Below are 26,472 nucleotides of genomic sequence, written 5' to 3' on the forward strand. Positions count from 1 at the left end.
TCCTTATCTTACGATTGCCTTATAGGTTTTATTCTGCGACGTCGTCATCATTGAGTAAATCAGCATCGGCTTGGTCTTCAGCACGGCCTTCACTGTTGATCTCGTCATCATCTTCATCGACAAACTCAGGGACAGGATTCGGATTCACATTGTCAGGTGCTGGTGCATCTGGGGAATGGTCATAATAAGGCTGCTGCTGCCATGCTGGCGGATGATCGATGTCGATATCCAAGCTAGAAATAGCGTCTTTGACCAAGCGCATTTCTACTTCGCCTTCATCAGCCAAACGTTTAAGCGTTGCCACAACGATATGAGCGGCATCAACGTTGAAGAAGCTACGTAATTGCTCACGAGTATCAGAGCGGCCATAGCCATCAGTACCTAGCGTGGTATAAGGACGGTTGTCCGGTAACCAAGCACGGATTTGCTCTGAGTAATTGCGCATATAATCTGTTGCTGCGACCACGATACCTTCGTGCGGGACAAGCTGCTCAGTGACCCAAGGCACACGCTCTTCATCCATTGGATGCAGACGGTTATAGTCATCACAGACCATACCATCACGTGTCAGCTCATTAAAGCTGGTCACGCTCCATACGTTAGCAGTAATATTAAATTCATCTTTCAATATCTGCGCCGCTTTTTGTACTTCACGTAAGATAACGCCGGAACCCAGTAACTGCACTTGGCTTGAGCTATTATCCTCTAACAGATACATACCACGTTTGATGCCTTCTTCTGCTCCTTCTGGCATCGCCGGTTGCTCATAGGTCTCATTCATCAAGGTCAGATAATAATAGACGCGCTCGCCTTCGCCATACATCCGGCGTAGACCATCATGCATTACGACTGCCAGCTCGTAACCAAAGCAAGGGTCATAAGACACACAGTTAGGTACAACGTTGAATAAAATTTGTGAATGGCCATCTTGATGCTGCAAGCCTTCCCCATTTAGCGTGGTACGGCCAGCCGTGGCACCTAATAAGAAGCCCTGTGCTTGACAATCGCCTGCTGCCCATGCCAAGTCGCCAACGCGTTGGAAACCAAACATTGAGTAATAAATATACATCGGAATCATCGGTAGAGCGTTAACAGAATAGCTGGTTGCTAGCGCAATCCAAGCACTCATCGCGCCAGCTTCATTGATGCCTTCCTCTAACATGTGGCCGTCTTTGGCTTCTTTATAGCCCATCAAAGCTTCACTGTCTTCTGGGGTATATTTTTGCCCGATAGCAGAGTAGATACCAAGTTGACGGAACATGCCTTCTAGGCCAAAGGTACGCGCTTCATCAGGTACAATCGGTACGACACGATCTTGGATGTCTTTATTTTTGAGCATCGCGGATAGCAGACGCACAAAGACCATGGTGGTCGATTGTTCTTTACCGTTACTGCCTTTTAACACCCGATCAAAAATAGACAGGTCGGGGATGTTCAGTGGTATATGTCCACTGCGGCGATTGGGTAAATGGCCCCCTAACGCTTCACGGCGACCTTTGAGATATTTCATCTCCGCTGAGTCTTCCTCAGGACGATAAAATGGTAGGGTTTCTAATTCCTCATCAGTAAAGGGCAAATCAAAACGATCGCGGAAATACATCAAAGCTTCTTGATCTAGCTTCTTGATTTGATGTGATTTATTGACCGCTTGGGCTTGATCAGATAAGCCATAACCTTTAACAGTTTTTGCCAAGATAACGGTTGGTTGACCTTTGGTTTTCATCGCTTCACTAAAGGCAGCGTAGACTTTCATTGGATCGTGACCGCCGCGATTTAGGCTGGCAATATCTTCATTAGATAACGCATCGGCCATTTCCTCAAGTTCTGGATATTTACCAAAGAATTCTTTTCGTACAAATTCAGGGTCACGCGCTTCATACAGCTGATACTCACCGTCGACGGTTTCTTCCATACGATGTTGAAGGACACCAGTAGGATCATTGGCCAGTAGATTGTCCCACTTACCACCCCAAACGACTTTGATTACCCGCCAGCCTGCCCCGCGGAATACCGACTCTAGCTCTTGGATAATCTTACCATTACCACGTACCGGACCATCAAGGCGCTGCAAGTTGCAGTTGACCACCCAAATCAAGTTATCTAGCTTCTCGCGGCCTGCAAGAGAGATTGCCCCTAAGCTTTCTGGCTCATCGGTCTCACCATCACCTAAGAAGGTCCAAATCTTACGACCTTCATCCTCAAGCAGACCACGGTTGATCATATAGTTCTGCACGTGGGCATGATAAATCGACATGATAGGACCCAGACCCATTGATACAGTAGGGAACTGCCAATAATCCGGCATTAAGTACGGATGCGGATAGCTTGATAAGCCCTTGCCGCTTACTTCACGGCGGAAGTTATCCAGCTGCTCTTCAGTTAAACGGCCTTCTAGATAAGAGCGTGCGTAGATACCTGGCGCTGAGTGACCTTGGTAATAAATCATGTCACCACCAAAATGATCGCTGGCCGCACGGAAAAAATGGTTAAAGCCAGTTTCATAAAGAGTAGCACTAGAGGCAAATGTCGCCAAATGACCACCTAAATCGTCATCATTTTTATTCGCTCGCATCACCATCGCCAAGGCGTTATAACGAATCAAGGCCCGAATTTTGCGTTCGATAGCCAAATCGCCGGGATACATAGGCTCATCTTCAACCGCAATGGTATTAACATAAGCTGTGTCTAATCGATTAAATGGCAGTCCTTCTTGTACCGCCATGTTGTATAGCGCCTTTAGCAAGAACTGGGCGCGATCCTTATCCGCATGTTTGATAACGGATTCAAAAGCCTCCAACCATTCCTGGGTTTCGGTGCTATCAGCATCCTTGTAATAATTCATCTTTATTAATCCTTTTTTATCAGTCATACCTACCTAATGGCAGGGTCTTATTAATAGTGTGTAATGAGGTACCGGCTTACTTACGACTTCCTTGCTACGCTCAAGCATTCCATTGTCTTATGCGGTTTATAGACAGCTAGGTTATACAAAATAGTGGCACTGTGCATTGACGTACGTGGTAAATGAGCATAATTATAAATAGACCCTACAGGCAACTCTGTATATTCGGTCATTAGATGATTAGCGTACTCTATTATAGACGCTTATAGTTCAATTGTTTATAGCTGTAGAGAAATGCCGATATAGCAAGTATTTTTCAAATAAATAGTGATTAGTTTTTTTAAAAATAATCGTACTGAACCCACATCTTTTTTTACCTTTGTCGATAGAAATTTTTATATGTTATATGCATAAAAAAACTTCGTTATCAGCATAATTCAGTCTATTCCGCCTAATATTTAACCAATTCGACTATGACCGTCTATCGTTAATTACCAAAAAAATACACTAGTATCCTATATTTTCATTGTTTTTTATCATCTAAATTAACCTTCTATCTATATTAATACACCTTTAGTCGGAATATAACTCTATTTACTTTACTTTTTTTAAATATTAAAGAACTTATTTACAGCAATAAATGTTACAATATCTACACATTTTTTACATATCATTTACATATTCACTATAAAGAATATGCCGAATTAAAACATTGAGAAGCATTAACTGATCGTCTGAATTATTCATATTTAGTAGTAATACCATTTGGTCAGGTCTCGTTTGCAAGCTCTTATATGACTTGCCTATCAACAAAGGATTTTACAATGAAAAACACCTACTTCCTAAAACAGCTGATGATGACTGCGCTAATATCTACTGCGTTTCTAAGCAGTGCGCAAGCGGCAGATGCTCTAAAAATGGAGCTGACAGCTAATAAAGTCGTTAAAGATGCTGAAGGTAAAGTAACTTACTTACCAGTACGTACCGCACCAGCGGGTACCGTCATTCAGTACAAAGCAATCTATACCAGTACTGTTAATCAAAGTATCAATGACCTAGCAGTGACCTTACCTATTCCCGCCAATATGACCTTTACTGGTGAAGTGTCTCCTAGCAGCGCTCAAGCCAGCATTGATGGTAAAAACTACGCTGACATGCCGTTGATACGCAAAGTCAGTGGCAAAGTGGTCAACGTTCCCTTATCTGAATACCGCTCAGTACGTTGGAACATCAAGCTATTACCCGCAAAAAAATCAGCTGCTGTTTCGCTTAACACGATTACTGACTGATACCATTAATAATTCACTTTGTATTTTTTGTTCGTCACCTTTTGGAGAAGTATCGCATGAAACCCAATGTATTTAAATATTCTGTCTTAAACGTAGGTATCGTCGCTGCTATGGGCGTTACTGGTGTCGCTAATGCTGCTGGCCCAGCTGCCACTACTACTGCCGCTGTTTTCGACGTTGTAAGTCAAGCAAGCGCTACTTATACTTTCGATAACACTTCACAAACTGCCACATCAAATAAAGTAACCGTAAAAGTATCTGAAACTGGATCATTTACACTTCTTGCTAGTACAGGAGCAGGTGATTTCAATGAGAATCTCACCATCAACCCTCAAGCAGATGAAACGGTAGATTTTATTCATACCTTGAAGAACACCGGTAACGTTGCTGATACTTATACTATTAATCTTAGTAATGGGACGAGTGATGACTTCGACTATAATACTGCTAACTCTACTATCAGTTATCAGATAAAAAATGCGGAAGGCACTGATGTAGGCGGCCCTACGACTATTGTTAGTGATGGAATGGGAACCATACCCCTTAAAGCACAAGAGTATGCAGTCATTACCGTTACCGCAAAAGCTGATACAAAACGCGTCATCGATGCGAATGGTATTCTTACCGTTACCGCTACCAGTACTTATCTAGCAGGTAAAAGTGCGACAGAAACCTCAGCAACTAACACTGATAATGCTAAAACCACTACCCCGGTCTACGCCATTACCAACTCTGCCACTACCAACCTTGGCAATAAAAACTTCGATCTTCAGAATGATAATGCTTTTGTTGACTATACTATTACCGTGAAGAACGAAGGTAATATTGATGGTACTGCTGTTAAAATTGTAGACACTTTACCAGATGGGTTAGTCGCTATTCAGTCTGGAGAAGCCAACTATATGGCGCCAACAAGCTCTAGTACGGTCACGCCTAGCATTTCAACTGATGGCAAAACCATTACTGTAGAAGGTCAGGATATTACAATAAATGACACTATCACCCTTACCTTCCGCGCGAAGAAAGATACGGCTGCAGTTAAAACCAGCAAATTTGCTACCTACGTTGTGATTAGCGACAGTACTAAAGATAACACTGTCTTTGATCTAGTCGATAGCTCAGATGATACCAATCAAGCAGGTGTAGTTGAGAATAACTACGAAACCGATATTATTGGTAATCTTTACAAAGGTAAAGGTGTCGACGCTAACATTAACTCTATTATCGAAGCTTCTTCGCAAACTCGTCAACTAGACATCAGTGAGGGTGATAGCAGAGAAGTTGCTCTATTAAGCGATAATATCTATACCTATACCATTACCAACAATGGTACAGATATCGACGAAGCTACTATTGCTGATCAAACTTACTTCACTATCGTCCCAACTACCCAAAATGATAAAGTTACTATTGGACGAGTGTTTGTAGATACAGTTAGTGATGGAAAATATGTTCCAGCAGACGATATTCTCTTAGAGAAAATTGATTTAACTGAAAACTATGATTTAAACGTAGCAACCGTTGATGGTCTAACACCTACGGAAGACGTCACTATCAGTGTAGAGGTTAAAACTACTGGTCTAGGTAATAATGATGGAGAAAACGATCTTCGTAAGTTTGAAGTGATGACCATTTCAGTATTACCGCAAGGTCCGATCAAGAGTACACCAAAACCTCTAGACGTCGCCACTACTTCTACAACCACGATGCAAGGTATCGATTTACAAAAATTCCAAGCAACGGCTGATTGCGGTACAGATGTAAGTACCCTTACTTGGGACAATAAGGAGACTACTGCAGCCGCAGGCCAATGTATTTTCTACAAGCTTGATGCAAAAAATACCTTTACCACCGCTAATAACGATATCACTAATGTTATCGTGACAGAGACGTTAGTCGATAGCGTTACTTATCAAGATGACTTTGTATCCGCCACTGATGGTACATCAGACGGAGCGATAGAATCTGCTTCTGGATCACCAGTTACTGGTACCTATGCTACTTTAATATTTCAGGAGACCGGTACTATCACCTTCTCAGCAAAAGTATCACAAACAGGCGCGAATTAATAATATTTGCTTAATATACTATTAATCCTAAGTTAATTTATTTATAACATTTCAAGAGGTTTTCCTAGCTCCCTGTTAGGAAAACTTCGGCATTTACCCTTGATACCATAGGGGTAAATGCACCATATTTTTTTGCATAAGTAGGATTACTGACTATGCCTCACACTATGTCATCGTCTCGTATCCCGCGCTATTCTATTGGCGCACTTACGATGTTGGTCACGTCGATGCTACTTATGCAAGCAAATATCGCTTATGCGGAAAACGGCAACGATGTTATTAATGTCAAAAACACGGCCATTGTCAGCTATACCACAACTGCTGGAAGTCAACAGCAGGGTTTCTCCAATAAAATCAACCTTATAGCTCATACCTTACCGCAATACGCACTTACCCTCTCGCAGCCGTCCGTGCAAACGGTCGGACTGGGCAATACAGCCGAGTGGACCAACCTACTGACCAATAATAGCTATAGTGATGAAACCATCGCCTTAAGCTATGACTATCCCGATACCCTATCGAACTTTACCGTTTATCAAGATATCAATAAAAACGGTCTTATTGATAAAGACGATGTCGAACTCAGCAATCCCAATCAAATTAAAATCGGTCAAGGTGAAAGCATTCAGCTTATCGTTCAAACCTTAACAGCTAGTGAAGCTCGCGATGGCGATAGTGCTGATATCAAAATCGGTGCGGTAGTGGTTGAGGATAAATCAGTAACGGCGGCGGTCACCAATAGTCTAGTCACCGTTGCTTCTTATCTTAACTTTACAACTGCTAATTTCGATGCGAGCAAAAGTAACTCACAAGTGGGCGATAATATTTATATCGAAGCCAGTTACGCCCAATGTAACGTCCAGCCTGATAAAAAAGATCAAGTATGGATAGCCATCACCTCCCCTATAACTGGTGACAAATACTCCTTAAAAGCGCTAGAGACCGGTAATAATACCGGTAAATATCGCCTATCCGCACCCACTCAAAAAAATGCTAATAGAATCACCGATGATATTATCCAAACCCTTCAAGGTGACACCTTAGCAGCAACTTTAGAAGGTTGTATTAATCCATCGGTGAGCGCAAATACCAACCAACGGTTAAGTCCCTCTGTGTTCAGCACTATTGATGAAAAAATCAGTAGTGAGGTTGCAATTGTTAATCAGTCCCCCAGCCTACAAGTCACCAAACAAGGCGATGTCAAAGCCGCCGAGCTTGGCGACTATATCAACTATAGCATTACCGTCAAAAATGACGGTGCCGCAACCGCGTATGATGTACAGCTAAAAGACGCGCTACCGCGTGGCTTTGATTATGTCAAAGGTAGCCTGCGCATAGATAAAGACATTGATAACGGCATTGATAACGACAGTATCGATATTGCCAAATCCCAAACCACTGAGTTTAAGACCGACGGTAAATACCAAGTTTTAAACTTAGGTGTTATAGAAAAAGATGACGTCAAAAAAATCAGCTACCGCGTACTTATCGGCACCTCCGCGTTAGGCGGTGACGGTATCAACCGTGCGGTCGCTCATGGCCGTGATGAGAATGATAAACCCCTCTCATCAATGGAAGCACAGTGGTCGATTGAGGTCAGCCGCGGGGTCATGAATACCGACGGCATTATCGTTGGAAAAGTCTACCACGACATTAACCGTGATGGTATTCAACAAAAACATGATGGCGAGCTGGGCGTCGCTGGCGTGCGTATTTATATGGAAAACGGCAGCTTTGTGGTCACTGACCCTGAAGGTAAATATAACTTTTATGGGGTTAGTGCCAAAACTCATGTTTTAAAAGTCGACCGCACTACCCTTCCTATAGGCACAGAACTGATTATCCAAAGCAATCGTAACGCAGGCGATGCTGGTAGCCGCTTTGTCGATCTAAAATATGGTGAGCTCCATCGTACCGATTTTGCCATCGTTGGCGGTATGAGCAGCATGGTCGACAGTACCGAACGCCTAAACGAGCGGCTGCTTGACCGAAGCAAATCTGTCGGTGCTAAAAATAACAGCTTAGAACAAGCAGTAAAAAGTGAGCTAATCTCAGAGCCGGACTATAATCGCAATAACCAAAACAACATCGATGCCAGCGGCTGTAAGTCTAACGATCTGTTAGAACGCGGCAGCGAATGTGATTCAGCGATTGTGGCTGAGATGGTCAATCCCAATGCCAATCGGGTGGACATGAGCGTTATCACTATCACCCCACCGAAGACGGAAGAGCTTGAAGAGTACCTTAAAAAGGTAGTGGATAACGATGTTGCTTTTATTAATTTAAGCAGTGGCCAGCAGCTGACTTCTTACAAGCAGCTGGTACAAGTGCAAGCGCCACTGGGATCGAACTTCACCCTTTATGCCAATGACAAAGCAGTGTCTGAGGAACAAATCGGTAAAACTGCCAAGCAGCAAAAACAAAGCGTCACCGCCTTTGACTATTATGCGGTTGATCTTAAACGCGGCCGTAATACCTTACGCGGGGTAGCCACCGATATGAATGGTGACGTTATTTCTGAGCAGTCTATCGAAATCAGCACTCCTGATAGCTTGCAAGCCATAGACTACCGCACTCAAGAGCATTTAGTAGAAGCCGATGGGGTTAGCGACTATCAAGTGGTCATTAGTTTAAAAGACCGTGACGGTCGTCCCTATATTTCCTCAACGCCTATTACTATCGATACCAATATTGGCCGTATCGACCTACTCGATAGCAGTAAAGACCAAGTGGGCACCCAAACTATCGTCAATGGTGGTGAGCTATTGATCTCCGTAATTTCTCCCAGCGTCCCCGGTAAAGGCGAGCTAGTAATTAATGCAGGCAGCAGCAAACAAATCATTCCGTTGCAGTTCACCGCCAAATTACGTCCGCTTATCGCCGTCGGTATTGTTGAAGGCGCTATCTCCTTAAAAGACTTTGATGGCAGTAATATTACCGATGCTCAAGGGGCGTTCGAACAAGAGCTGCAAGAATTCGCTGGTAATGACGATTACTCGGCGACTGGTCGGGCGGCAATGTTCCTTAAAGGTAAAGTACGCGGCGACTATCTATTAACCCTCGCTTATGACAGCGATAAAAAAGGCGAGCGACTATTTCGTGATATTGAGCCGGGCGAATACTATCCAGTTTATGGCGATTCCTCCGCCAAGGGCTTTGATGCCCAATCAACCAGCAAGCTCTATGTGCGCGTTGATAAAGGCCGCTCCTTTGCCATGTATGGTGACCTAAAAACCAGAATTGATAATGATGACGGCATCAAGCTTGGTCAGTACAACCGCACCTTAACTGGTGTTAAAGCCCAATATGAAAATAACAATACTCTTATAACTGCCTTTGCCGCTGAAACCAGCTCAACACAACGGGTTAATGAAACTCGCGGTTTGGGTATTTCCGGCCCGTATCCGTTGGCCGAAAACTTCGATGCAGTACTAGAGAATTCTGAAACCGTAGAGGTCATCACCCGTGATGCCAATAACCCAGGCCTCATTGTTAGGCGCGTGACCTTAACCCGCTTTGCCGATTATGAAATTGATCCGATCAGCCGTAGCTTATATCTCAAAGCACCAATTGCCAGTCAAGATTTAGAGGGTAATCCCATTTATTTACGCGTCACCGTTGAAATAGACGAAGGTGGCGAAAAATATTGGGTCGGCGGTGTGGCCGCCAATCAGCAATTGACCCCTAAAATGTCGATTGGTGGCAGCTATATTAATAGCGATGACCCGCTTAATAAAGAAGAACTTGCCAGCATCAATAGTGTGATTAAAATCAACGGTAAATTAAAACTGGTGGCGGAATATGCGAAAAGCAAAGCAGAGTACATCAATGTTCTTTCAGATAAAAAACCAAATTATCAGCCTAGCAATCAAATCAATGGTGAATCATTGAATGATAAAAATACTGAGGGTGACGCCTTACGTATTGAACTGGACTATGATGATAAAAAACGCACTCGGGCCAAAGCTTACTACAACGATGCTGATATTGGCTTTGTCACTGGTGCCTCACCGTTAACTGCTGGCCGTACCGAATCCGGGGTGGAAGTCACTCATGCATTAGCCAATAAAAAAACCGCCTTAAAGCTTGAAGGCGTGCGCACCAAAGACCATAGTACTGACGCCAGCATTGAGGGCGTGCAGGCCAGTATCGAGCAACGTCTAAGTAAAAATATCGTCGGTGAAGTCGGGCTGCGCTATTATAAGCAACAAGCCACCGACGCTGCGCGTAATATCCAAGGTGCCACTGATGTAGTTGACGTTACAGACGATACGATATTCAACGACGACATCATCAACCAATCGGCACTCAATGGCACTAGTGATTCTGACGAAGACCTTGAAGGTACCACGGTCCGCGCCCGTGTCACTGCCCGGCTACCCAAGCTCAATAAGTCCTTGGTGTTTGCTGAATACGAGCAAGATATTGACCATAGCTCGCGTAATGCTACTTCTATCGGTGGTGAAACCCCTTTAGGCAAGTTAGGCCGTCTCTACGCACGTCACGACTTAATCAATAGCTTGTCCGGCAGCTATGGTCTCGATGATAGCGACGAGCGTCAGCGCACGGTCATTGGTTTTGATGCCACTTATATGAAAGACGGTAAAGTCTATAGCGAATATCGCCTGCGTGATGCCATTAGTGCCCGCGAAGCAGAAGCGGCTATCGGTCTCAAGAACAAATGGTATGTTCAAAAAGGCTTAACGGTAAACACCTTGCTTGAGCGCGTTGAATCGTTAGAGGGCGAAAAAGACAGTACCTCAACCGCTGCCGGCTTTGGGGTGGAATACCTTACCAAAGAAAACTATAAAGCATCAGGGCGCTTCGAAAAACGCTGGGGCGAGACCAGTGATACGTTACTCGGTAGCGCCGGTATTGCCTATCGTTATACCGATGACATTACCTTACTGGCAAAAGATATCTATTCCCGCGTTGATTATGACGACGGTCATCGGACTATCAATCGCTTACAAATTGGCGGCGCTTATCGTGATTACGATAGCAACCAGCTCGATATGCTCGCTAAACTCGAATATCGTCTCGATGATAATGCTACCGGTGAGGATCCTTATCAAAAAGATGCGGTTATTTGGTCATGGAGTGGCAATTATCATCCCACCCGCCCATTAACCTTATCTGGTCATTATGCGGGTAAATATACGCAATACACTGCTGACGAGATTACCAGCGATAATACGGCGCATGCCGCTTATGCGCGTGGTCTTTATGATATCAGTGAACGTTGGGATGTGGGTCTACAAGCGGGTACTTATTGGAATAAGCAAGCTGATGATTTAGCTTATATGCTGGGTGCTGAGGTTGGCTATAGCCCAATGACTAATTTATGGTTGTCGCTGGGTTACAACTTTATGGGCTTTAAAGATGAAGATATCGCCTATGATGACAGCACTCAAGAAGGCGCTTATTTTAGACTGCGCTTTAAGTTTGATGAAGACTTGTTTAAGCGTCATAATCCTCGTAAAAATAAGTAGCCGACGTTATAGATGATATATTACGTTGCTACAGTCCTTATAAATATGACTAGATTTCTAGTAGAAATATTGCCGTAGTATGTCTGCGTTGTACTCACTCCTACAACTTTTATCTTCCAGTATACAAAGCCACTTTAGCCTAATATTTAGGTATTTCATCGGTTTGTAGTAGTCAACTATATTTAGACAACTCATAAGAGAGGTTTGTTGAAATAACAGCACTCTTTTTCTGCTGGAGTTAAATAATCGTTGCAGATATTATGAATGGCAACTTGGGTATTCCTCACGCCGTCGTTGGTGAGACCTACAATAAATGGATTAGTTTTGGAGTAGCAAGCGAATCTTACGCTAGTCATAAACATATCTTTTCGGGGACGGTGTCTATGGTGGTGTCCCTACTTTCTCAAGCAACTCAGTAGCCATTGACAGCAATGGCAAGATTATTACTAATAGCTTCATCTTAGGAGCCACCGGCTCTAATGATCGTAAAGCGATTCGATATAACACCAAATATGGTTCGACTACTGATAAATAAAATGACTTAGTGCTTACGTACAACCTCAGCTATTTATAGCAAATCCTACCTACCTAACTAACTTTAAATCCAAATCTCACCTAAAATCAAACAAAATTCTGTCTTTCAGATAGGACTTTGACCAAAAAGGACATACGGAGGTCTCATTAGTTACTTTTATATTGCTTCTTTTTGTAACAGGCTTACTAGAACCAATAAGTCTCATGCTTATACTTGAAATTTTCGTCACTCATACCCTTCAAACAGGCATTCGTCTTATTTTTGTATCTTAATTGTATTTTAGATATTACAATTACTTGGAGTATTATTGATATTATGCCAATATTTTTAGAGTTATCGTGAATTTGTCTGTTGAGCCATCAGAACTAAAATTCAAGGTAACTCATTGAGTAGCTTTAGTCTCTTTATTGATGAATTACCATAATTGTTAGGAAAACTCGGTCGTAAACAGGGATAACAATATGCATAAGGCGCAACGAATTTCAAAGATAATAAATGCTTGTTCATTTAATGGATCCCTGTCTCAAATACTGAGTTTGATAGGCTTTATAATGTTGTCATTGATAAGCAGCTCATCATTTGCAAAAGTTGATAATCCAGGCGCGGTTTGTTCTGCTGGTTTTTCTCAAGATAAACTAACAGATGGCGACTATACCAACTTACTTATGAGTAGTAGCAATAATAACTATTTTGATGTCGCGGGTAATGCTTCGGGAAGTATTCCATTACAAATAAAAATGGATCTTGTCGAATCTAATACCAGCAACACTAGTAATGACTTTAGCATTATAGGTGCTAGCCAATATAAACTTATAAATATTGGTAGAAACTTCCCTACTCCAACTGCCTATACAGATATTACACTGAGCTTTCGTAATAAGACGACCCAGCAGCCCCTCTATCTGACCAATGTCGCCATGAGTGCATTTGATGTTGATTATTCAAATTCTGGCAATAATTTATTCGATGATTATGTGCGCATCACAGGTACTACTCAATCTGGCTCTGTTATTGATGGCACACTACAAACAATAAGGGGGTCAAACGTTGCCTACTCTGAAGGATTAAACAACAGGACAAACATCAACTGTCCTTCAAGAGATTTTGACACACGCTGCCAAGGATCTATACAATTCTCTCAACCTGTCGATACAGTAAAAATTCGTTACACCAACAATCCTATATATGTTGGTAGTAACCCGTCTAGTCAAGAAATTCAACTTCGATTAGACAATTATTGTTACGTCCCTCAATATGTTTTCTCAGGTACCGTATTTGATGATAATGGTGGTATTACCAGTGCTCGAGCGAACGCTACTAATGCTGATATTACTACCAGTACCAGTCCTTATACAAACAACCCTAACTACTTTAACGGTATATTTAACCCTTCTGTCCCTAATGCCGAAACCGGTATTGCTGGTAGCACCGTTAAGCTAGCGAACTGTTCTAATATTAATACTGTTTATTCAACACAATCAGTAATCAGAAGCGGTGCTCCCATTGGCGAGTATCAAATCAGTATACCTATGACTACATTGAATAATACCAATCTCTGCTTGGTAGAAAGCCGTACTGGTAACACCTACCCTATTCGTACTACCGATAATAGAAGAACTGTCGGATTCGTAGCCACTACTTATAATTATCCAAATAATAATTTTGGTAGAGTGATTGCCGAAAATGTAGCTTTAGTACTAAAAAAATATCAATATATAAATAATTGCCCTTCTACCCTTAATTACACCAGTATTAACGACTCACCCAATCCTGTCACAGGCTTTAGCACGGCAAGTATTGAAAATATTGATCCAGGAAAATGTATTGCCTACAAGATTACCGCTACCAACCGTGCCTATATCAATATCGATACTTTTATTATGAAGGATGTCTTACAGAAAAAAGGAGTAAGTAGCGCTATAGTGACATCGGTACTTGCCAACCCAGTATCTGCATCGGCTGACTACGCTTCTGACAGCGTGGCTATCGGTCAAAATGGCACAGTGAAAACCAAGCCTCTTACTTTAGCACCAAGAGCGAAACGCGATTTTTATTTCAATACGAAATACGGTACGACTGCTAACCAATAGTATTACTCACCGCTTACAACCTCAGCTATTTATAATAAAAATTGCTTATATGACTATAATTCAACTAAAGCCCTGTCTATTAGACAGGGCTTTTACCATTTAACCCTTCCGAATTGCCATTTGTCGCTTTTATAGTGATTAATCCTATCTTTTCTATGATGATGCTAAAGAGTGGGCAAATGTACTTCCTATAGAACTGATGTTTATAATTAAAGTCTGTTAAATTTGTATTTCAATTACTAATCTCTTTGGATATTTCCTATAGCCGTGTATCTGATAAGTTTAACCTAACGAACGCCTCCACTTCGACAGCCCTTTTCAATAAAACTCTCAACAGCAACTCTGTTTTTCGGTACGGAATACAGAATTACTGTTTTCAAACAGTAGCCGCCACTGCTACAACCTCAGCTATTTTCAGTAAATCCTATCTACGTAACTCTGAATCTGACTTAAGTTCTGTTTGTTAGATAGACCTTTAACCATTCAGCCACCCAGAATCGCCACTTGTCGCCTTTGTAATGACTCTTTGTACATTTTTTGTGACAATGCTATCAAGAGATAATTCTCTTTCCCTTCAGCGCTACCTACAAACAATAATTTGCAAATCGTGATACTACGTAGCACGAAATTATGGCCGTCCTGATAGTAATGGTTTAAGCAAGGAATACGATATGAAAGGTTTTAATTCTTTACGCAATGCTTTAATAGCTACCGTAGCGTCTGTGTTTTTACTAAGTGCAGCCCATGCTGATGACTCCCTAAAAATGGAGCTTACGGCGAATAAAGTCGTCAAGAATGCCGAGGGTAAAGTCACCTACTTACCAGTCCGTACGGCTCCAGCAGGTACCGTTATTCAGTACAAAGCAACTTATACCAATACTGTCAAACAAAACATTAATGACTTAGCGGTGACCCTACCTATTCCTGCCAACATGACCTTTACTGGTGACGCTATGCCTACCACTGCACAGGCCAGCATTGATGGCAAGAACTACGCCAACATGCCGTTGATGCGTAAAGTCGATGGCAAATTGGTAAAAATCCCCTTTTCCGAATACCGTACTTTACGTTGGGATATCAAGCTATTACCAGCGAATAAATCTGCAGCCGTAGCACTTAATACAATCGTTGACTGACACGATAATTGATTGAGGCACGCCAGTTACAATCCTTGAATCCCAACCTGTAAATCTTTTTTAACTTTGGAGTTTTTATATGAAATCAAACACTTTTAATTATAGTCTGTTAGCCGTTGGTGTCGCTGCTGTTCTGGGTATCAGCACTACTGCTAACGCAGTCGACAGTGGCACAACAACAACGGACGTAAGTATCACCAACCAAGCTAGTGCCAGCTATAACGTTGGTACTGTAAAGCAGCCTGATGTTGTATCTAATGAAGTTAAGATCACCGTTTCAGAAAAGGTATCATTTTCATTAGTAGCTGACAATGACGATTCAGCAGCGGGTGGTCAGCAAGGCGATGATACAAACATCAAAGAAAAAGTAGCACCTAATGGATTCGCAGTATTTAGGCATACTTTGACTAATACGGGTAACCGCGACGATATCTATACTGTAAACCTGACCGGAGCTGATACAAAGTATAATCCGAGCAGCTCTACTGTCTCATTCGAGATATATAACAAAGATCAAGTTCCTGGTACAGATGACCCAGTTTTTACTGGAGAAAATATTTCCTATGCGGATACCAATGGTCAGGAATTTCCTCTAGAAATGGGGCAGTTTATCAAGTTTACTCTCAATGCCAAAACTATTGGTAACAAAGGCGAGGAAGTTCAACAACTAACCATATCTGCCAAGAGTAAAGCCTTAACTGATAATGGAGCTGGAGTTAACACTCTTACCAACACTGACGGCTCATTCACTAGGCTCCCTACCTTTGGTATCGTTAAGACCATTACTAATGGCCTAGACCTCAATGATATGGGTGATACTGCTACTTATAAAGTGGTCGTAACCAACCAAAGTACTGACTTTAGTACTGATGCGACTGACATTGATATTGCTGATTTCCTACCGGCCGGTTTAGTTCTCGCAGTACCTCTTACTTCCACTAATATCAGTCCCAGTAGTACTGCTACTGTAGGTGATATCGATGCTAGTGCTGCAGGTGATTCCGGCTTTAATGTTACTGGTAACACTATACCAGTGGGTCAAAATATCACCTTCCTCTTTACAGTCAAACAAGGTGGCTCAGGTACGCTTGATCCTGCCACTGCCATCAACCACGTCACCGTTACTGATGACTTAGATAATGGTGCGACTGATGGTAATACGCTTGTTGATAGTACAGACACTGGCAAGGAACTACTCGTTGATGTTTTCTACCCTACTACCGAGACTAACTATACCGACGGTGGTCAGCGAACACTTGAAACAGGTGATGACTCAACTGGACCATTGTCAATAGGAGGCACTATCCAGCGTGCTCTAACTCTAAGTGGTGTTACTGTCAGAGAAATTGCACCGACCTCAGGTACCCTTGGTCAAGTGACTCATACAACGGTCATTACCAACACGGGTAAAGACGTCGAGGGTAGCAACGCCGGCGAGTTAACGTTCACTATCGATGATAATGATGCTGATGCGCCAGATGCGATTAATATAGTACCTGGTAGCGTCACTGTCACTTATTATCCGGATGGTGATGACACTACAACACCAACTGTAGTAGATAAGGAAATCAAAGCTGTCGATGGAGTCTATGATATTAAAAGCGCATTGCCTGGTGGTATAGCCACTGATGGCACTGTTACGATTAACTATAAAGTCTCCTCAGTCGATGCTCCTCTATACTCACCATCGAACACTACTACTCCTACATTTGAAGACACTATTGTCACCTTGATTCCAAAGCTAGAAGGCGCACCTACAATACCTCCAGTAACAGATGTAACAACGGTACGCGGCTTAGTGCTGCTCAAAACCCAAGCGATAGATAAAACTTGTAGCGGTAGTGCAACAACATTCGTTTCTACACCTCTTACTGATGATGATGGTGCTAAGCCTGGTGAGTGTATTATTTATAAAGTCCAAGCTCAAAACACCTCTTCTGCTGATGCGAGCTCTTCAACAGGGGTAGGGTTTGATATTACCAATATAGTTATCTTAGACGCATTCTCCAACTTTGAGAATGAAGCTGACTATGAAGTAGACTCTGTAACTACTACTAAGGGTACAGCGGCTCAGAATTCAGATAATGTTACGACTACTATTGATACCTTAGCGCCTCAAGAAACGGCAACCATGCAGTTTTCAGTCAAAATCAAAACCGCTCGTGTGATTACAACACCATAAACTTAACTTGAGATTACAACTTTCAACTTAAATTAAACTTTTAATTTCAGCGTATATTTTTAAAGTCTATAAGTATCTACAGGTACTTATAGATATTCCCTAGCCTGGATTTACTTAGGCTAGAGGAATCTAGCACTCCCCATTTTGTTTTATTGGATAAGCGACATATGACAGCTCATTTAATGACATCGTCTAAACACATGCCATTGCGCACCGCCAAGGTCTCTGCGTTGACGCTAACTATGTTTCTTATGCAATCAAATACTGCCCTAGCGGCACCTAATCCTCTGCTACAGTTCATCGAGAACACTGCTAACGCCAGTTATATTATCAATAACGGTACTAACTTCAATCTAAGTAGCACTTCTAACCAAGTAAGTGTCCAGTCGTCTGCTTTTCCTCAGTATGGTATCTCCTTAGAATCGCCACTAAGAAAGACGGTAGAGCCAGGTAAGACAGTTAGTTGGAAAAACGTTCTTACAAACACCAGCTACAGCGATCAGACTATCGATTTGTCGCTTATCATAGCTAATAGCTTGTCGAACATAAAAGTCTATCAAGACTTGAATGATAACGGCATTTTCGATGGTGCAGATAAAGAAATTAAGTTAGATAAGAATCTAACCACTCAGATTACTTTGGGTCAAAGTGAAAGCATCGACCTCATCGTTGAAGCGCTATCTGACCCTAGTGCCGTAGAAGGTAGTACTGCCGATATCGAAATCGATGCCATTGTTGTAGAAGACCCTTCAGTAAAAGCCGCCACTGTAACAGATAGTTTAATTATTGTTACCCCTAGCATTAACTTTATGAGCAGTGACTGGGCGATCAATAGCAAAGGCACTTCTCAGATAGGCGAAAATATTTATCTACAAGCCAGCTATGCGCAGTGTAACGCTGACCCTGATGAGCAAGATCAAGTCTGGGTCGCTATTACGTCTCCTGCAACAGGTGATATCTATTCGTTAAAAGCTTTAGAAATCCCAGATGATGTTACGGGAAAATACAATACTGGTAAATTTCGCCTAAACGCGCGAACTGAAAATAACGCTAACGCTATTGATGACAAGATTGTCCAGACACTACAAGGTGATACTTTAGGAGCAGAATTGGTCGCCTGTATTGATCCTGAGCTTCCTCTAAACCAAAAGCCCAACCAATCTGACTTTACAACTTTTATCAGCGGCTATACCAGTAAGATCGATATCGTTGACGGAAACCCTAGCTTACAAGTCGAAAAAGAAGGCGATGTTAAAACAGCATCTTTAGGTGACTATGTTAACTACAGTATAACTGTTAAAAACGATGGAAAAGCGACTGCTTATGATGTTGAACTAAAAGACGCATTGCCACGCGGCTTTGATTATGTCGAAGGCACAGTTCGTTATACTGAAAATAGTTTAAAAATTGATAAAGCTCAGACTAATGATTTTAAGACTGAAGGTAAATACCAAGTCCTAAGTTTGGGTGATATGGATGTAGGCACAAGTAAAAAAATAACCTATCGTGTGCTTATCGGATCATCAGCACTCGGCGGTGACGGTGTCAACCGCGCTACTGCTCATGGTCGTGATAAAAAAGATGATGCTGGCAAGGTGCTTACTTCAAGAGAAGCCCAGTGGAAGATCGAAGTAGATCGCGGCGTGATGAATACTGACGGTATTATTATCGGTAAAGTCTATCACGACATCAATCGCGACGGTATTCAACAAAAGGCTGACGGCGAGCTGGGAGTGGCTGGCGTCCGTATCTATATGGAAAACGGCAACTTTATCGTCACTGATCCTGAAGGTAAATATAACTTTTATGGGATTAGTGCCAAGACTCACGTCTTAAAGGTGGACCGCACTACCTTACCTAGAGAAACAGAACTAATTATCCAAAGCAACCGTAACGCTGGTGATGCCGGTAGCCGCTTTGTCGATCTCAAATACGGCGAGCTACATCGTGCTGACTTTGCCATTGTCGGCGGGATGGCAGACAGTACCGAACGCTTAAACCAAGAGCTGGTTGCTCGTAGCAAGAGCATTAGTGCTAAAAATGATAGCTTAGAGCAAGCGGTTAAAAGCGAGCTGACCCTAGATCCTGATTACAATCGCGATTATAAAGATAACGTTGATGCGACTGGCTGTAAGTCTAATGATATATTAGACCAAGGTATTAATTGTGACTCAGCGATAGTAGCTGACATGGTCAATCCTAGTGCTGCACGTGTAGATATGAGCATTACGACTGTTGCTCCACCAGTAGAGAAAGAGCTCGAAGAATATTTAAAAGAAGTGGCTAACAACGACGTTGCCTTTATTAATTTATCAGCAGATCAACAACTTAGTACTTACAAGCAGATGGTACAAGTACAAGCGCCATTAGGCTCTATATTCACCCTTTACGCCAATGATAAAGCGGTATCAGAGCAACAAATTGGTAAAACCGCTGAACAAGAAAAACAAAACGTTACTGCTTTTGATTACTATGCGGTAGATCTAAAACGTGGACGTAATACCCTACGTGGCGTCGCAACCGATGTGAATGGTAAAGTCATCTCTGAGAAGACCATTGAGGTCTTAACGCCAGATAGTTTGCAAGCCATCGACTATCGTACCCAAGAGCAGTTAGTACAAGCGGATGGCGTAAGCGAATATCAGATGGTCATTAGTTTAAAAGACCGTGATAACCGTCCGTATATCGCATCAACGCCTATTACTATCGATACCAATATTGGCCGTATTAATCTACCAGATAGCAGTAAAGACCAAGCGGGCACGCAAGTTACTGTAAATGGCGGCGAGCTGTTAGTTTCCGTAATTGCGCCTAGTGTACCGGGTAAAGGCGAGTTGGTAGTTGATACTGGCAGCAGTAAGCAAGTGATTCCGCTACAGTTCACCGCCAAATTGCGTCCTCTTATCGCCGTCGGTATTGTTGAAGGGGCGATATCGCTCAAGGACTTCGACGGTGGTAATATTACCGATGCTCAAGGAGCGTTCGAACAAGAGCTGCAAGAATTCGCTGGTAATGACGATTACTCGGCGACTGGTCGCGCCGCTATGTTCCTAAAAGGCAAAGTACGCGGCGACTATCTACTTACCCTAGCCTACGATAGTGATAAAAAAGGCGAGCGCCTATTTCGTGATATTGAGCCGGGCGAGTATTATCCTGTGTATGGCGACTCATCAGCCAAAGGCTTTGACGCTCAGTCTACTAGTAAGCTGTATATTCGCCTTGATAAAGGCCGCTCATTTGCCATGTATGGCGATCTAAAAACCCAAATCGAAAATGATGATGGCATTAAGTTAGGTCAATACAATCGTACTTTGACAGGGGTTAAAGCCCAATACGAAGATGCCAATACCCGCATTACTACGTTTGCCGCTGAGACCAGCTCGTCGCAACGCGTGAACGAAACTCGTGGTCTAGGCATCTCAGGCCCTTATCCGCTCGCTGGAAACTTCGATGCGGTATTAGAGAACTCTGAGACTATAGAAGTTATCACTCGTGATGCTAATAATTCGGGGCTTATCATTCGCCGCGAGACCCTTACCCGCTTTGCTGATTATGAAATCGATCCTATTAGCCGTAGCTTATACTTAAAAGCGCCGATTGCCAGCCAAGATATTGAGGGTAATCCTATCTATTTGCGCGTGACTGTTGAAGTAGACGAAGGCGGCGAGAAATATTGGGTTGGCGGTGTGGCAGCTAAGCAACAACTGACTGATAAAGTGTCTATCGGCGGCAGCTATATTAATAGTGATGACCCGCTGAATAAAGAACAACTTGCCAGCGTTAACAGCGTGGTTAGGATCAACGACAAATTAAGACTAGTCGCAGAATACGCGATGAGCAAAGCTGAATATATCGACAAAGACTTGGAAATAACTGACCCAGATTTTAAAAACCCTAATTACCAACCAAGCAATCAAATTAATACAAAGTCATTAAATGATAGTAATACTGAAGGCAATGCATTACGTATCGAACTGGACTACGATAATAAAAATACGCGTGCTAAAGCTTACTATAATGATGCCGATATAGGTTTTGTCACTGGGGCTTCTCCGTTGACTGCTGGACGTACGGAGTCTGGTGTAGAGGTGACTCACGCACTCAATAATAAAACAACCGCGCTTAAGTTTGAGGGTGTACGCACCACAGACCATACTACTGAAGCCAGTCGCGAAGGCGTACAAGCTAGCGTTGAGCAACGCTTAAGCAAAAATATCGTTGGTGAAGTTGGTGTACGTTACTATAAACAACAAGCCACCGCCGCCTCGCGTAATATCCAAGCAGCAACCGACGTAGTAGATGTCACTGATGATACTGTTTTTAAGGACGACATCATCAATCAGTCGGCGCTTAATGGCGTTAGTAGTGCAGAGAAAGACATTGAAGGCACCACTGCCCGCGCCCGTGTTACTGCCCGTTTGCCCAAGCTAAACAATGCCTTAGTGTTTGCTGAATACGAGCAAGATATCGATCATAGTAGTCGCAATGCCACCTCTATCGGTGGGGAGACGCCACTAGGTAACCTTGGTCGGCTTTACGCCCGCCATGATTTAATCAACAGCTTATCAGGCAGTTATGGTCTTGATGATACCGATGAGCGTCAGCGTACGGTTGTTGGTTTTGACGCCACTTACATGAAAGACGGTAAAGTCTATAGCGAGTACCGCTTGCGTGACGCCGTTAGTGCACGCGAAGCTGAAGCCGCTATTGGTCTAAAAAATAAATGGTATGTACAAGAAGGTTTGACTCTAAGCACTTTATTTGAGCGTGTTGAGTCGCTGGAAGGCGAAAAAGACAGTACCGCGACCGCCGCCGGTTTTGGGGTTGAATATCTGGCAAAAGAAAACTATAAAGCCTCAGGGCGTTTTGAGAAACGCTGGGGTGATACTAGTGACACCTTACTCGGTAGCGCTGGTGTTGCTTACCGTTATACTGATGATATAACCTTACTGGCAAAAGACATTTATTCACGGGTGGATTATGATGACGGTAATCGCACTATCAATCGTTTTCAGCTGGGTGCGGCCTACCGTGACTATGACAGCAACCAACTCGACATGCTTGCAAAGCTTGAATATCGTCTCGATGATAACGCCACTGGGGACGACCCTTATAAAAAGAATGCGCTGGTATGGTCATGGAACGGCAATTACCATCCAACACGGCCGTTAACTTTGTCTGGTCGTTACGCAGGTAAATACACAGAATATACTGCGGATAGTATATCTAGTGATAATACTGCTCATGCCGTCTATGGTCGTGGACTTTATGATATTAGCGAGCGCTGGGATATTGGCTTGCAAGCTGGTACTTACTGGAATAAGCAAGCTGATGATTTATCCTATATGCTAGGTGCTGAAATTGGCTATAGTCCAATGACTAACTTATGGCTGTCACTTGGTTATAACTTTATGGGCTTTGAAGATGAAGATATCGCCTATGATGACAGCACTCAAGAAGGCGCTTACTTTAGATTGCGCTTTAAGTTTGATGAAGATTTGTTTAAAAGTGATGACCCGCGTAAAAACCAACGCTTAAATGATGAGCCTAGCTTGTAAATAGTTATAACTGGCTTATAATCTGCCTACAACTTACCGCTATGGCTATAGAATGACTCTATAGCTAGCTAGTGGCCAGTTAACTAATCATCGTAATACAAGGTTGGCGTTATGTTTAACCCTACAACTCTAGCGACTGAATCAGCCGCTAGCAGACCTCAGCTGTTTCAATTATTGACACGCACTGTGTTATCAGCGGCATTGTTACTAACACTTATGCCATCTGTGCAAGCAGCGGGTAACAATATTCCAGATAACGCTAAAAATGTCTCAACGACTACTTTTTCTGATGTTTTTAAAGAACGGGCAACTGCTTGTCATAACGGCATTGAAGCACAAACTTCGAATTCAAAACATTCCAATCACCAAAGTTCACAGCGTCAGAATATAGATTGTATGCTCACCCAGTTACGTGTGTATCAACAACCAGCTGACCACTCCTCACGTCAACAATACTTCGCCTATAAAGCTCAAGCTTGGCTCAATTATGCCTCCTATGAAGACAGCATCAAGAGTCGCTCATCTGCAGGCGTACATGCTTTACAGAGCGCTACTGCTATCTTGAAAGCGCTGCAAAATTCTGAAGAGAGTAGCCTCAACTTAACGATCGATATTCCCTCGACGTCTGCATTGATGCGCCCTGATCTGTGGGCGAATTTAGTTGCTCTAAAAGACAGTGGTGGCATAACGACTGCGCCACGTGAGCTGGCATTTAGTGAAGTCGCTTTAATTTGGGCAGCAGCTAACCACTGTGATCACGGCTGGCGCCAGTCAGCTAGCCAGTTCCGTATGGCCGATCGCTGGTTAGAACAAGCACGCGAAGCTTATGTCAATGCACACGATTCAAAAACCAACGCGGCACTTGAAGAGTTAATAAATGACTATTACAAACAGTATGCGCCATTAGATCCGAATGATGATAATTGTCGCGGTCAGGTATTGTAGTTGAACACTCAAACCCTAAATATAAAAGCGATACATAGATAAATGCGTGTGGCTGCTTTAAGTTGTACCGACTACATCTACCGATTGGTTTATTAAGCTTTATTTTTAAATAAGTTACTCTTAAATATTTACTTTGAAGAAAATTAATCAAAAAAAAGCTGGCATCTTGCCAGCTTTTTTATTGTGTTTTTATCAAATATTTTAACGATTTTTACGAGGTAACTTTTCTGGCAGATAGCAGCGTAGGTAGGCGATAGACGCTGTATTGGCTTCTTGTAGATAGTTATCTGTGATACTACCGTGACGACGATAAGACAAAGTAAAGATACCGTTCACTATGCTATAGGCAATCAGTAAAGTGTCCTGAATGTCTTCAAACTTTGGCATCTGATAACGCTCTGATAGACGCTTATATATCAAATCAACAATTTGATGGTCCATATCTTCACCAAAGCTATCGCCTTCAAAATCTGGTGTATTGGTATCGTAAATCAGTTTGGCTTTAGTGGTATCAGCATGATAGATATCTACGCAGCGGCTAATTAGAGCGTTCAAATACCCTTGCCATCTATCAAAATCAACAGTCTCAACGGTCGTTAATATTTCTAGGATTTCAATAGCGTTCAAAAAACGCAATGCTAAAAATATTGCTTCGATATTAGGAAAGAAATGATAGGCAGAAGCTCTTGGAATACCCGCTTCTTCGCACACAGCAGCCAAAGTAATATCGTTAATAGCATGAGTTTCACTCAGTTTTTTGGCACCCATCAATAGTTTTTGACGGCGTACGCGACCCTGCTGACTGGTAAACTTAAACTTATTAGGTACCAGTTTTTTTGCTAGCTCTGAATCTACCAACACGTCTTCTATTTTGTCGTCTGTATATTCACTCATTATGAATCTCTTGATGTTACGCCCTATCTTTATAAATATAGTCTTCGATGTATAGCATGCATCCTAAATTGTAGGATTATCTGCTATCATTCGGTAGTTTAGTGGTAAATATTACCGCTACCATATTCAACGAAGAAGCATCATAAACGCTTGTACATCATCAAGCAAGGGACGTGAATGGTTTAAAATATAATGTATAAATTAACTATATTGTGAGGTTAATCGTGAAGTTTAATTTTCGCTCTTATAATACCATGATCTGTAACTCTATCTGCATAGTCCCACTTCAAATGGTCGTTAAAATAATCTACTCGCTCAACCTGCCCAAGGGCAAATTTGCTGTCGGGCAAGAACTCTTCTGACACAAACAGCTGATCAATAACTTCTGGTATACCTTGATAAATATGGGTATAAGCCACATCCTTCATCCAGCCATAACGCGCTTGAACACGGGCGGCATCGAACAAGGCGACATCGCGCATACTTTTATCATAATTCACCTCGCCGGTCTCGGTCATTAATTGGGTAGTCACGCTTCCAGTGACATCATTCATGTCGCCCAACAAAATTAATGGCTCGCGAGTATGTTGCAGACGATCAATAATAGACATCCGAATTGATGCTGCTTCAGCTGCTCTCATACACAAACTGCGAAGCTTAGCACGGACACGAATATTTGGATCATCCATATCTTCTAATAGATTACCGTCTTTATCACGTAGGAAAAAGGCGCGTTTGCTTTTTAAATGAGCAGTAATAATGGTTATTGGTTGGCCAAAAGCATTTACACGTAGTACTAAAGGCGGACGGTTGAAACGTTGATAAGGCCCAACATCAGGGATATCAATAACCGCTTTAGGAGCAATTTCTTCTAATAAAGTAGTCTCTAACTGCTCGAAGCGGCTAATGATACCCACAGCAGGTGTTTTTTGGGCGCCTTTGCCTTGCGTGTATGAACTGTTTGGGTCATTGCTCGCTAGCGGAATCACCACGTGTTCTGGCTTAAAACCTAAAGATACCGCGACCGCTTCTAACGCCTGACTGTCCCAAACTTCCTGCACCGCAATAATATCGGCATGAGCTTTAGCTAGCAATTCTGTAATACCCTGCACTTTTTTATCATAGCTTTTATTATCATAAGCGGGTGCATTGTCATAATAAATACGATTAGGATTGGCTAAGTTAAGTAAATTAGCAGTAGCAATATAAAACTGCTTATGACTGTTGGTTTCAGTATGGCGAATCATAGGTTACCTATTGTTTTTATTTTTAGCTTTTAACGATACTTTCGAATTATTTATTTCTCAATCTATTTATTTCGACATCTTTAATCTAAGGATTATCAAGAGTTGGTATTTTATTTAAGAACAATTATTTAATGCTATTAATTTTTATACGTTTTTTAGTACTTACTCTATAAAAAATTTAGGTTTATCAGTT

11 protein-coding genes are annotated in these 26,472 nt (G+C 42.4%); 8 read left to right on the plus strand and 3 right to left on the minus strand.

Translation table 11 applies throughout. The annotated features are described in order from the left end of the window. Positions 1-28 precede the first annotated feature (28 nt). Positions 29-2,842, minus strand: coding sequence for a pyruvate dehydrogenase (acetyl-transferring), homodimeric type (gene aceE, locus JMX97_RS00325; protein ID WP_201553955.1), 2,814 nt, complete (start codon positions 2,840-2,842; stop codon positions 29-31). Positions 2,843-3,666: 824 nt separating this feature from the next. Between aceE and JMX97_RS00330 the strand changes: the two genes are divergently transcribed. The 8 genes from JMX97_RS00330 (at position 3,667) to JMX97_RS00365 (ending at position 24,138) form a co-directional block, all read left to right on the plus strand. After that, the gene (locus JMX97_RS00330; protein ID WP_227671371.1) at positions 3,667-4,131 is read left to right on the plus strand and encodes a hypothetical protein; all 465 of its coding nucleotides are present in this window, start codon (positions 3,667-3,669) and stop codon (positions 4,129-4,131) included. A gap of 56 nt (positions 4,132-4,187) precedes the next feature. Further along, positions 4,188-6,200: a DUF11 domain-containing protein gene (locus JMX97_RS00335; RefSeq protein WP_201553957.1), complete on the plus strand. Its 2,013-nt coding sequence runs from the start codon at positions 4,188-4,190 to the stop codon at positions 6,198-6,200. Positions 6,201-6,355: 155 nt separating this feature from the next. Beyond that, positions 6,356-11,692 carry a DUF11 domain-containing protein gene (locus JMX97_RS00340; protein WP_201553959.1) on the plus strand — a complete coding sequence of 1,779 codons (5,337 nt, stop codon included), beginning with the start codon at positions 6,356-6,358 and terminating at the stop codon, positions 11,690-11,692. A 1,086-nt stretch (positions 11,693-12,778) separates the two neighbouring features. Continuing rightward, positions 12,779-14,317: a hypothetical protein gene (locus tag JMX97_RS00345; protein WP_227671370.1), complete on the plus strand. Its 1,539-nt coding sequence runs from the start codon at positions 12,779-12,781 to the stop codon at positions 14,315-14,317. A 671-nt stretch (positions 14,318-14,988) separates the two neighbouring features. After that, on the plus strand, positions 14,989-15,453 hold the full coding sequence (locus JMX97_RS00350) for a hypothetical protein (protein WP_201553962.1): 465 nt from the start codon (positions 14,989-14,991) through the stop codon (positions 15,451-15,453). Positions 15,454-15,532: 79 nt separating this feature from the next. Continuing rightward, complete coding sequence (locus JMX97_RS00355) at positions 15,533-17,635, plus strand: hypothetical protein (RefSeq protein ID WP_201553963.1); 2,103 nt, start codon at positions 15,533-15,535, stop codon at positions 17,633-17,635. A 167-nt stretch (positions 17,636-17,802) separates the two neighbouring features. Beyond that, entirely contained in the window at positions 17,803-23,193 is a 5,391-nt protein-coding gene (locus tag JMX97_RS00360) for a DUF11 domain-containing protein (protein ID WP_201553964.1), read from the plus strand. A 111-nt stretch (positions 23,194-23,304) separates the two neighbouring features. After that, complete coding sequence (locus JMX97_RS00365; RefSeq protein ID WP_201553965.1) at positions 23,305-24,138, plus strand: hypothetical protein; 834 nt, start codon at positions 23,305-23,307, stop codon at positions 24,136-24,138. A gap of 201 nt (positions 24,139-24,339) precedes the next feature. On the opposite strand, the gene JMX97_RS00370 is transcribed toward JMX97_RS00365, so the two are convergent. Continuing rightward, positions 24,340-25,032 carry a TetR/AcrR family transcriptional regulator gene (locus JMX97_RS00370; RefSeq protein WP_201553966.1) on the minus strand — a complete coding sequence of 231 codons (693 nt, stop codon included), beginning with the start codon at positions 25,030-25,032 and terminating at the stop codon, positions 24,340-24,342. 218 nt (positions 25,033-25,250) lie between these two features. Next, entirely contained in the window at positions 25,251-26,279 is a 1,029-nt protein-coding gene (locus JMX97_RS00375) for an endonuclease/exonuclease/phosphatase family protein (protein WP_201553967.1), read from the minus strand. Positions 26,280-26,472 lie beyond the last annotated feature (193 nt).

Origin of the sequence: Psychrobacter sp. 72-O-c (assembly GCF_904846605.1) — a bacterium.
GTDB lineage: Bacteria > Pseudomonadota > Gammaproteobacteria > Pseudomonadales > Moraxellaceae > Psychrobacter.